Annotated in this window: 8 protein-coding genes and 1 pseudogene; all 9 read left to right on the forward strand. The window is 68.3% G+C overall.

The features are described from left to right. Nucleotides 1-1,073: cell division protein ZapE (gene zapE / locus JWR86_RS10060; RefSeq protein ID WP_299564485.1), on the forward strand; the 1,073-nt coding region annotated here is incomplete at its 5' end. 160 nt (nucleotides 1,074-1,233) lie between these two features. Continuing rightward, nucleotides 1,234-2,196: a malate dehydrogenase gene (mdh, locus tag JWR86_RS10065; protein WP_299564489.1), complete on the forward strand. Its 963-nt coding sequence runs from the start codon at nucleotides 1,234-1,236 to the stop codon at nucleotides 2,194-2,196. Nucleotides 2,197-2,283: 87 nt separating this feature from the next. Then, on the forward strand, nucleotides 2,284-3,489 hold the full coding sequence (sucC, locus tag JWR86_RS10070; RefSeq protein WP_299564492.1) for an ADP-forming succinate--CoA ligase subunit beta: 1,206 nt from the start codon (nucleotides 2,284-2,286) through the stop codon (nucleotides 3,487-3,489). Between the two features lie 147 nt (nucleotides 3,490-3,636). Then, nucleotides 3,637-4,152, forward strand: a complete 516-nt coding sequence (locus JWR86_RS10075; RefSeq protein WP_299564494.1) for an RDD family protein — start codon at nucleotides 3,637-3,639, stop codon at nucleotides 4,150-4,152. Nucleotides 4,153-4,312: 160 nt separating this feature from the next. After that, complete coding sequence (locus tag JWR86_RS10080) at nucleotides 4,313-4,600, forward strand: hypothetical protein (protein WP_299564497.1); 288 nt, start codon at nucleotides 4,313-4,315, stop codon at nucleotides 4,598-4,600. Continuing rightward, the gene (locus JWR86_RS10085) at nucleotides 4,536-4,955 is read left to right on the forward strand and encodes a PIN domain-containing protein (RefSeq protein WP_299564500.1); all 420 of its coding nucleotides are present in this window, start codon (nucleotides 4,536-4,538) and stop codon (nucleotides 4,953-4,955) included. Before JWR86_RS10080 ends, JWR86_RS10085 begins: the two co-directional genes overlap by 65 nt. An 18-nt stretch (nucleotides 4,956-4,973) precedes the next feature. Next, nucleotides 4,974-5,858: pseudogene (sucD, locus tag JWR86_RS10090) on the forward strand (succinate--CoA ligase subunit alpha). 227 nt (nucleotides 5,859-6,085) lie between these two features. Then, nucleotides 6,086-9,031 (forward strand): 2-oxoglutarate dehydrogenase E1 component, encoded by a 2,946-nt coding sequence (locus tag JWR86_RS10095; protein WP_299564503.1) that lies wholly within the window; start codon nucleotides 6,086-6,088, stop codon nucleotides 9,029-9,031. Between the two features lie 215 nt (nucleotides 9,032-9,246). After that, the coding region (locus JWR86_RS10100) for a biotin/lipoyl-containing protein (protein ID WP_299564506.1) at nucleotides 9,247-9,555 on the forward strand (309 nt) is incomplete at its 3' end.

The following is a 9,555-nucleotide window of genomic DNA, read 5'->3' on the forward strand; positions in this document are numbered from 1 at the left end:
ACCGGCTGCGGGCGGACCTCGCCGAGGCGCGCCCGCCCCGGCGCTCCGGGCCGCTCGGCTGGCTGCTCGGCGGCGGCTCGGAGGCCCCAGCCCCGACCGGGCTCTACGTCTGGGGCGGGGTCGGCCGCGGCAAGACCATGCTGATGGACCTGTTCTTCGACAGCGTCCCGATCGACCGCAAGCGCAGGGCGCATTTCCACGCCTACATGGCGGAGGTGCATGCGCGCATCCACGCCTGGCGGCAGGACCTGAAGGCCGGGCGGGTGGCGGGCGACGATCCCATCCGACCGGTCGCGGCTGCGCTCGCCGAGGAGGCCCGCCTTCTCTGCTTCGACGAGTTCGTGGTGACGGACATCGCCGATGCCATGCTGCTGGGCCGGCTGTTCACGGCGCTGTTCGAGGCCGGCGTGACCGTGGTGGCGACCTCCAATGTTCCGCCCGAGGGGCTCTATCGCGACGGCCTAAACCGGGCCCTGTTTCTGCCCTTCATCCGCCTGCTGCAGGAGCGCACGGAGGTGTGGCACCTCGAATCCCGCACCGATTTCCGGCTCGAAAAGATCGGCGATGCCCCCGTCTATGTGACCCCGGCCGATGCGGCCGCCACGCGGGCGCTCGACGGGCTGTTCGGGCGGCTCACCGGCCACGCGGAGACGCGGCCGGCCGTTCTGACCGTGCTGGGGCGCGAACTCCCTGTTCCGGCCCAGGCCATGGGCGTCGCCCGGTTCCGGTTCGAGGACCTCTGCTGCCAGGCGCTCGGCGCCTCCGACTACCTGGCGCTGGCGCGGAGCTTCCACACGGTCGTGCTGGACGGCATTCCACGGCTCAGCTCCGAGCGGCGCAACGAGGCCCGGCGCTTCATTACCCTGGTGGACGTCCTCTACGAGCGGCAGGTGAAGCTGGTCGCCTCGGCGGACGCACGCGCGGAAGACCTCTATGTGGCCGAGACCGGGGCCGAGGCGTTCGAATTCGCACGAACGGTGTCGCGCCTGCACGAGATGAGGTCACGCGACTATCTCGGGCGCGCCCGTCCAGACGAGACCTCCGGCAGCGCGGCAGGGCTGGCCGAGACCTGAGCCGGGCCGCGCCGGCGCCTCGCCGTCCGGAGGGGCGGGGGAGGGCCGCCCCGCCTCAGGCGCGCCCCTCGCGTTGTGCGCTTGAAGGTCGGGCCGGATTGCGCCTATGAGACCGCCAGGGGCGGCCGCGCTCCCTTTGTCTCCCGAGGATGGTTCAGGAATGGCTCGCAAGCGGATTGCGCTGATTGGCGCGGGACAGATCGGGGGCACGCTCGCCCATCTGGCTGGGCTCAAGGAGCTCGGGGACATCGTCCTGTTCGACATCGCCGACGGCGTCCCGCAGGGCAAAGGCCTCGACATTGCGGAATCCGCCCCGGTGGACGGGTTCGACGCCAAGTATCAGGGCGCGAGCGACTACGCCGCCATTGCCGGCGCGGACGTCGTGATCGTCACCGCGGGCGTGCCCCGCAAGCCCGGCATGAGCCGGGACGACTTGCTCGGCATCAACCTCAAGGTGATGGAGGCCGTCGGCAGCGGCATCAAGCAATACGCTCCCGACGCATTCGTGATCTGCATCACCAACCCGCTCGACGCGATGGTGTGGGCGCTTCAGAAATTCTCGGGCCTGCCGGCGAACAAGATCGTCGGCATGGCGGGCGTGCTCGACTCGGCGCGCTTCCGCCACTTCCTGGCCGAGGCCATGGACGTATCCGTGAAGGACGTCACAGCCTTCGTGCTCGGCGGCCATGGCGACGACATGGTGCCGCTGACCCGCTACTCGACGGTGGCCGGCGTGCCCCTCCCGGACCTGGTCAAGATGGGCTGGCTCGACCAGGCCAAGCTCGACGCCATGGTGGACCGCACCCGCAAGGGGGGCGGCGAGATCGTGGCCCTGCTCAAAACCGGCTCGGCTTTCTACGCACCGGCCGCCTCCGCCATCGCCATGGCCGAGAGCTACCTCAAGGACAAGAAGCGGGTCCTGCCCGCGGCGGCGCTTCTCAGCGGGCAATATGGCGTGGACGGGATGTTCATCGGCGTGCCGGTGGTGATCGGGGCCGCGGGCGTCGAGCGCATCGTCGAAGTCGAGCTGAATGCCGAAGAGAAGGCCATGTTCGCCAAGTCGATTGCCTCCGTGCAGGGCCTCGTGGACGCCTGCAAGGGCATCAACGGCTCGCTCGCCTAGGCGCGGGCCTCGCTCGGCGTCCATAGTTACTCACCATAAGCTTGGCGGCCGGTCAGCGTTCGGCCGGGGCTGAAGCAAGGGTCCGCGATGAACATCCACGAATACCAGGGCAAGGCCGTCCTCAAGGAGTTCGGCGTCCCGGTGCCCCGGGGCGTCGCGATCTTCAAGGCGGAGGAGGCCGAGGCCGCCGCCAAGGATCTCGGCGGTCCGGTCTGGGTGGTGAAGTCGCAGATCCATGCGGGCGGCCGCGGCAAGGGCAAGTTCCAGGAGCCGGAGGCCGGCGACAAGGGCGGCGTGCGGCTTGCGCGCTCGGTCGACGAGGTCAAGCGGTTCGCCGGCGAGATGCTGGGCCGCACCCTCGTGACCTTGCAAACGGGGCCCGCCGGCAAGCAGGTGAACCGCCTCTACATTGAGGAAGGCGCCGAGATCGATCGGGAGTTCTACCTCTCGGCTCTGGTCGACCGGGAGACCGGCCGGGTGGCCTTCGTGGTGTCGACCGAAGGCGGCATGGACATCGAGGCGGTCGCCCATGACACGCCGGAGAAGATCCACACCTTCTCCATCGACCCGGCCACGGGCTACATGCCGCATCACGGGCGCACGGTCGCCCAGGCGCTCGGCCTCGCCGGCGAGCAGGCCAAGCAGGCCGGCGACATCGTCTCCAAGCTCTACAAGGCCTTCCTGGCGAAGGACATGTCGATGCTGGAGATCAATCCGCTGATCCTCACCAAGGACGGCTCGCTGCGCTGCCTGGACGCCAAGATCTCCTTCGATTCCAACGCGCTCTACCGGCACAAGGACGTGGTGGAGCTGCGCGATCTCTCCGAGGAGGATTCCAAGGAGATCGAGGCCTCCAAGCACGACCTCGCCTATATCTCGCTGGACGACACCATCGGCTGCATGGTCAACGGCGCCGGCCTCGCCATGGCGACGCTGGACATCATCAAGCTCTACGGTGAGGAGCCGGCCAACTTCCTCGACGTGGGCGGCGGCGCCACCGAGGACAAGGTGACGGCCGCCTTCAAGATCATCACGGCCGATCCGAACGTGCAGGGCATCCTGGTCAACATCTTCGGCGGCATCATGAAATGCGACGTGATCGCCCGCGGCGTGATCGCGGCCGTGAAGACCGTCGGGCTCAAGGTGCCGCTGGTGGTCCGCCTCGAGGGCACCAATGTGGCCGAAGGCAAGGAGATCATCCGCTCCTCCGGCCTGAACGTGATCTCGGCCGACGATCTCGACGATGCCGCGCAGAAGATCGTGGCGGCTGTCCGGGCGGGCGGCCAAGCTTGACCGTAGGCTGAGCCTCGCGTCTGTTCGCTCCTTGCCCCGCCGGAAGGCTCGGACCCGAGCGGATCGGCCGAGGGGCAACATCTCTCAGCCACCATCGGCCGCCCTTTCAAGGTGTCGGGCGGGGTGCGGGCGAAGGACGAGCGGGACATGAGCGCATTCGGATCGACCAACCCGTATGGCGGGCCGATGCCCGCCACACCGGCTCTCGCTTATGGCGGGTTCTGGATCCGGGCGGGGGCCTACCTGATTGACGCGGTTCTGCTCTCGATCGTCAACGGCGTGCTGTACACCGCCTTCGGGTCCAGCATGATCGGACCGGGCGGAACCCCGGAGCAGCCCGATCTCCAGACCGGCCCCCTCCTGACCGTGACGCTGCTGTCGGTGCTGATTCCGGCGATCTATGTGATCGGGTTTTGGGTTTCGCGCGGGGCGACGCCCGGCAAGATGGCCTTCGGCCTCCGGGTGGTCCGCAGCGAGGACGGCGGACCGCTGAGCCTCGGCCAGGCGATCGGGCGGTTCTTCGGCTACTTCGTGTCGTCCTTCGTGTTCGCGCTCGGCTTTCTGTGGGTCGCCTTCGACGCCCGCAAGCAGGGCTGGCATGACAAGCTCGCCAGCACCGTGGTGGTGAAGCGGGGCGCAGCGGTTCCGCAGTTCCGGGCCTGACCGGCCGGCTCTGCCGCGCCCGCGCCGCGCGTCTCCTGTCGGCCCTCCGGCCCGGCCGAAGTCGGGTCGCGGGCCGCCCCCGGGGGCATGCGCCAGCCCTCCGGGGCTGAGCCGGGCCCTCGTGCTTCACAGACCCTGTGTGCCTGTGTAAATCGGCGGCATGAAGAACATCACGCTCGCGGTGGACGAGGGGGTGCTGGACGAGGTGCGCCAAATCGCGGCGCGCCGGCGCACGACCGTGAACGCGCTGGTGCGCGACTACCTGGCCCGCATCGTCGCGGAAGAGAGCCGGATCGACGAGGCTCGGCGCGGGCTTCTGGACCTGATGGACTCGTCCACGGCCCGGCTCGGGCCCGACTACGTCTGGAAGCGCGAGGATTGCTATGAGGAGCGAGTGCTTCCTCGACACGAACATCCTGATCTACGCGGCCGCGGGTCGGGAGGATGAGCCGCACAAATTCGCGATCGCGCAGCGCATCATCCGGACGGAGCGCTTCGGCGTGTCGGCGCAGGTGCTGGCCGAATTCTACACCACCGTCATCCGTCGTCCGGCCGTTCCGCTGCCGCTCGAGGAGGTGGACCGCTGGATCGACCTCCTCTGCTGCTACCCTGTCGCGCCCATGGACGAAACGATTGTGCGGGCCGCGGTTGCGATGTCGCGCGCCTTCCGGGTCGGCTACTGGCACGCCGCCACCCTGGCCGCAGCCGAGCGCCTGTCCGCCCCCGTCCTCTACAGCGAAGACTTGAGCCACGGGCAGACCTACGGGTCGGTTCGCGTCCTCAACCCCTTTTTGCCCGTCTAACCTCTCGAAGGCCGCCCCATGTCTATCCTGATCGACAAGTCCACCCGGGTCATCTGCCAGGGCTTCACAGGCAAGAACGGCACCTATCATTCGGAGCAGGCCATCGCCTACGGGACCCGGATGATGGGAGGCACCTCGCCCGGCAAGGGCGGATCGACCCATCTCGGCCTGCCGGTGTTCGACACCGTGCGGGAAGCCCGGGAGAAGACGGGCGCCGACGCCTCGGTCATCTACGTACCGCCGCCGGGTGCCGCGGACGCGATCTGCGAGGCAATCGATGCCGAGATCCCGCTGATCGTCTGCATCACCGAAGGCATTCCGGTGCTCGACATGGTGCGGGTGCGGCGCTCGCTCGACCGCTCCAAGTCCCGTCTCATCGGGCCGAATTGTCCGGGCGTCGTGACCGCGGGCGAATCCAAGATCGGCATCATGCCGGCCAACATCTTCCGGCCCGGCTCCGTCGGCATCGTGTCGCGGTCGGGCACGCTGACCTATGAGGCCGTGTTTCAGACCTCGAGCGAGGGCCTCGGGCAGACCACCGCGGTCGGCATCGGCGGTGATCCGGTCAAGGGAACCGAGTTCACGGATGTGCTCGAGCTCTTCCTCAAGGACGACAAGACGACGTCCATCGTGATGATCGGCGAGATCGGCGGCTCGGCCTAGGAGGAAGCGGCGCAGTTCCTCCGCGACGAGGCCAAGCGCGGCCGCAAGAAGCCGATGGTCGGCTTCATCGCGGGCCGCACCGCGCCGCCCGGCCGCCGCATGGGCCATTCGGGCGCCATCATCTCGGGCGGCAAGGGCGGCGCAGAGGACAAGATCGCGGCCATGGAGGCTGCCGGCATCAGGGTGTCCCCGTCCCCGGCCCGGCTCGGCAAGACGCTGGTCGAACTGCTGAAGGGATAGCCCGCACAGCACCCCGGCGGCCTGCGCCGCCGGGGCCGCCCCGATGCGCGGGCGGCCGGGCAGGGCTGAAATCGGCCGATCGCCACCCCATGTATGGATCGATTCACGCGGCCCTGATAAGCCGGGACCGCCCGGCCGCCTTCCCCTCGCCTGATTGCGATGCGACGGCGGCCCTCACAGGCCAGACCGGCGCCGTTTAGCACCGTAGGGCCGCCAGGACGGGTCGAATGTCACGCCAAGCCGCGAACGAAGCTTTCCTCCGCACGACGTTTCTCTACGGGGCCAACGCCCCCTATATCGAAGAGCTCCAGGCCCGCTACGAGCAGGATCCGAACTCCGTCGATCCGGAGTGGCGCAGCTTCTTCGCGGGCCTGAAGGATGACGGGGAGGCGGTCGCCTCCACCGCGCGCGGCGCCTCCTGGCAGCAGCCGAACTGGCCCATCCCGCTGAACGGCGAACTCGTCTCGGCGCTGGACGGCAATTGGGCGCAGGTCGAGAAGGCGGTCGGCCAGAAGATCAAGACCCGGGCGGAGGCCGAGGGCGGCACCATCTCGGTCGAGGCCGTGCACCAGGCCACCCGCGATTCCATCCGGGCCATCATGATGATCCGGGCTTACCGGATGCGCGGCCATCTCCACGCCGATCTCGACCCGCTCGGCTTCGAAAAGCGCGTGCCCGACGACGAGCTTTCGCCCGCCCATTACGGCTTCACGGAAGCCGATTGGGACCGGCCGATCTTCCTCGACAACGTGTTGGGGCTCGAATTCGGAACGATCCGCGAGATCGTCGGCCTGCTGGAGCGCACCTATTGTTCGACGCTCGGCGTCGAATTCATGCACATCTCCGATCCGGTCGAGAAGGCCTGGATCCAGGAGCGCATCGAAGGCAAGGACAAGGAGATCACCTTCACGCCCGAGGGCAAGAAGGCGATCCTGAACAAGCTCGTCGAGGCGGAAGGCTTCGAGAAGTTTCTGGACGTCCGCTACACCGGCACCAAGCGGTTCGGCCTGGATGGCGGCGAGGCGATGGTCCCCGCTCTGGAGCAGATCATCAAGCGCGGCGGCGCCCTCGGCGCCAAGGAAATCGTCATCGGCATGTCGCATCGCGGCCGGCTCAATGTGCTGGCGAACGTCCTGGCGAAGCCGCACCGGGCCATCTTCCACGAGTTCAAGGGCGGTTCCTTCGCGCCGGAAGATGTCGAGGGATCCGGCGACGTGAAGTACCATCTCGGGGCGTCGTCCGACCGCTCCTTCGACGGCAACAACGTCCACCTGTCGCTGACCGCCAACCCGTCGCATCTCGAGATCGTCGATCCCGTGGTGCTCGGGAAGGTGCGGGCCAAGCAGGACCAGCACGAAGACGCGCCCGAGAGCCGCACCTCGGTGATCCCGCTCCTGATCCACGGCGACGCGGCCTTCGCCGGCCAGGGCGTGGTGGCGGAATGCCTCGGCCTGTCCGGCCTCAAGGGGCACCGCACCGGCGGATCGATCCACTTCATCGTCAACAATCAGATCGGCTTCACGACCAACCCGCGCTTCTCGCGCTCCTCGCCCTATCCGTCCGACGTCGCCAAGATGGTCGAGGCGCCCATCTTCCACGTCAACGGCGACGATCCGGAAGCCGTGGTCTTCGCCGCCAAGGTGGCGACCGAGTACCGGCAGACGTTCCACAAGCCGGTCGTGATCGACATGTTCTGCTACCGGCGCTTCGGTCACAACGAGGGCGACGAGCCGGCCTTCACGCAGCCCCGCATGTATCGGACCATCAAGACCCATCCGACCGCGCTTGAGCTGTACGGCACCAAGCTGGTCGCGGAAGGCGTGGTCTCGGCCGAGGAACTCGGCGCCATGAAGGCGGCCGAGCGCGCGAGGCTCGACCAGGAATTCGAGAGCGCCCAGGGCTACAAGCCGAACAAGGCCGATTGGCTGGATGGCCGCTGGGCGGGCCTGCGCTGGGTCAGCGAGGCGGAGGAGGATTGCCGCCGCGGCGCGACCGGCGTGCCGCTCGAGAGGCTGAAGGCGCTGGGCGAGAAGCTGACCGCGCTTCCGGCCGAGTTCCGGGCGCACCGGACCATCCTGCGCTTCCTTGAGAATCGCCGGAAGATGTTCGAGACCGGCGAGGGCATCGACTGGGCCACCGCGGAGGCGCTCGCCTTCGCGACGTTGCTGGAGGAGGGCCACCCGGTCCGCCTGTCCGGGCAGGATGTGGAGCGCGGCACCTTTTCGCAGCGCCATTCGGTGCTGCTCGATCAGGAGACCGAGGAGCGCTACACGCCGCTGAACCATGTCGGGGCTAAGTCGCGCTACGAAGTCGTCAACTCGATGCTGTCCGAGGAGGCCGTGCTCGGCTTCGAATACGGCTACTCGCTGTCAGAGCCGAATGCGCTCGTGCTCTGGGAAGCGCAGTTCGGCGACTTCGCCAACGGCGCCCAGGTGGTGTTCGATCAGTTCATCTCCTCGGGCGAGCGCAAGTGGCTCCGCATGTCGGCGCTGACCTGCCTCCTGCCGCACGGCTACGAGGGGCAGGGGCCGGAGCATTCCTCCGCGCGCCTGGAGCGCTTCCTGCAGATGTGCGCCGAAGACAACATGCAGGTCTGCTACTGCTCGACGCCGGCGAACTACTTCCACGTGCTGCGCCGTCAGCTCAAGCGCGAGTTCCGGAAGCCGCTGATTCTGATGACGCCGAAGTCGCTGCTGCGCCACAAGCGGTGCGTGTCGCGGCACGACGAGTTGGCCGAGGGCTCCAGCTTCCACCGGGTTCTCTGGGACGACGGCAAGAACCTCGTGGCCGACGAGCGCATCCGGCGCGTCATCCTGTGCTCCGGCAAGGTGTATTACGACATCTTCGACGAGCTGGAGCGGCGGGGCATCAACGACATCTACCTGATGCGGGTGGAGCAACTCTATCCGTTCCCGCTGAAGTCCCTCACCGCCGAGCTGTCGCGCTTCCCGAACGCCGACGTCGTGTGGTGCCAGGAAGAGCCGAAGAACATGGGCTCCTGGAGCTTCGCCGAACCCTATCTCGAATGGGTGTTGGAGCACGCCAAGTCCAAGGTGAAGCGCCCGCGCTATGCCGGCCGGCCGGCCTCCGCGGCCACCGCCACCGGTCTCATGTCCAAGCACCAGGCGCAGCTCAAGGCGTTCCTCGAGGAGGCGGTCTCGCCCGCCGCGTGACCCGGCGCGGCCGCCCGTGACGCGGCCGGCCGGGCCGAACGGGCTCGACGCGACCCGATCCGCGCCCTGAGCGGCGCGGATCGCGCCGTCAAAGCCGGATTGGGCCTTCGCGGCGCATGCTCGGCGATGCTACACGCTGTGCTGCATCCGACCACCGTTCGTCCGCATCGGACGAACGCCTCCTGAGACAAGGGACGCCCGCGCGGCGCTGCATCATGGCCACCGACATTCTCGTGCCGACCCTCGGCGAATCCGTGAGCGAAGCCACGATCGGCCGCTGGTTCAAAAAGCCAGGCGAGGCCGTGAAGGCCGACGAGCCGCTGGTCGAGCTCGAGACGGACAAGGTCACCCTCGAGGTGAACGCGCCGGCCTCCGGAACCCTGGGCGACATCCTGGCCAAGGACGGCGAGACGGTCGGGCCCGGCGCGGTGCTCGGCAACATCGTCGAGGGCGGCACGGCAGCGGCCACCAAGCCGGCCGGCGCCGAGAAGCCCGGGGCGAAGCCCGCCGCCACCCCGGCCAAG

This window comes from Enterovirga sp. (assembly GCF_028290205.1).
GTDB lineage: Bacteria > Pseudomonadota > Alphaproteobacteria > Rhizobiales > Beijerinckiaceae > Enterovirga.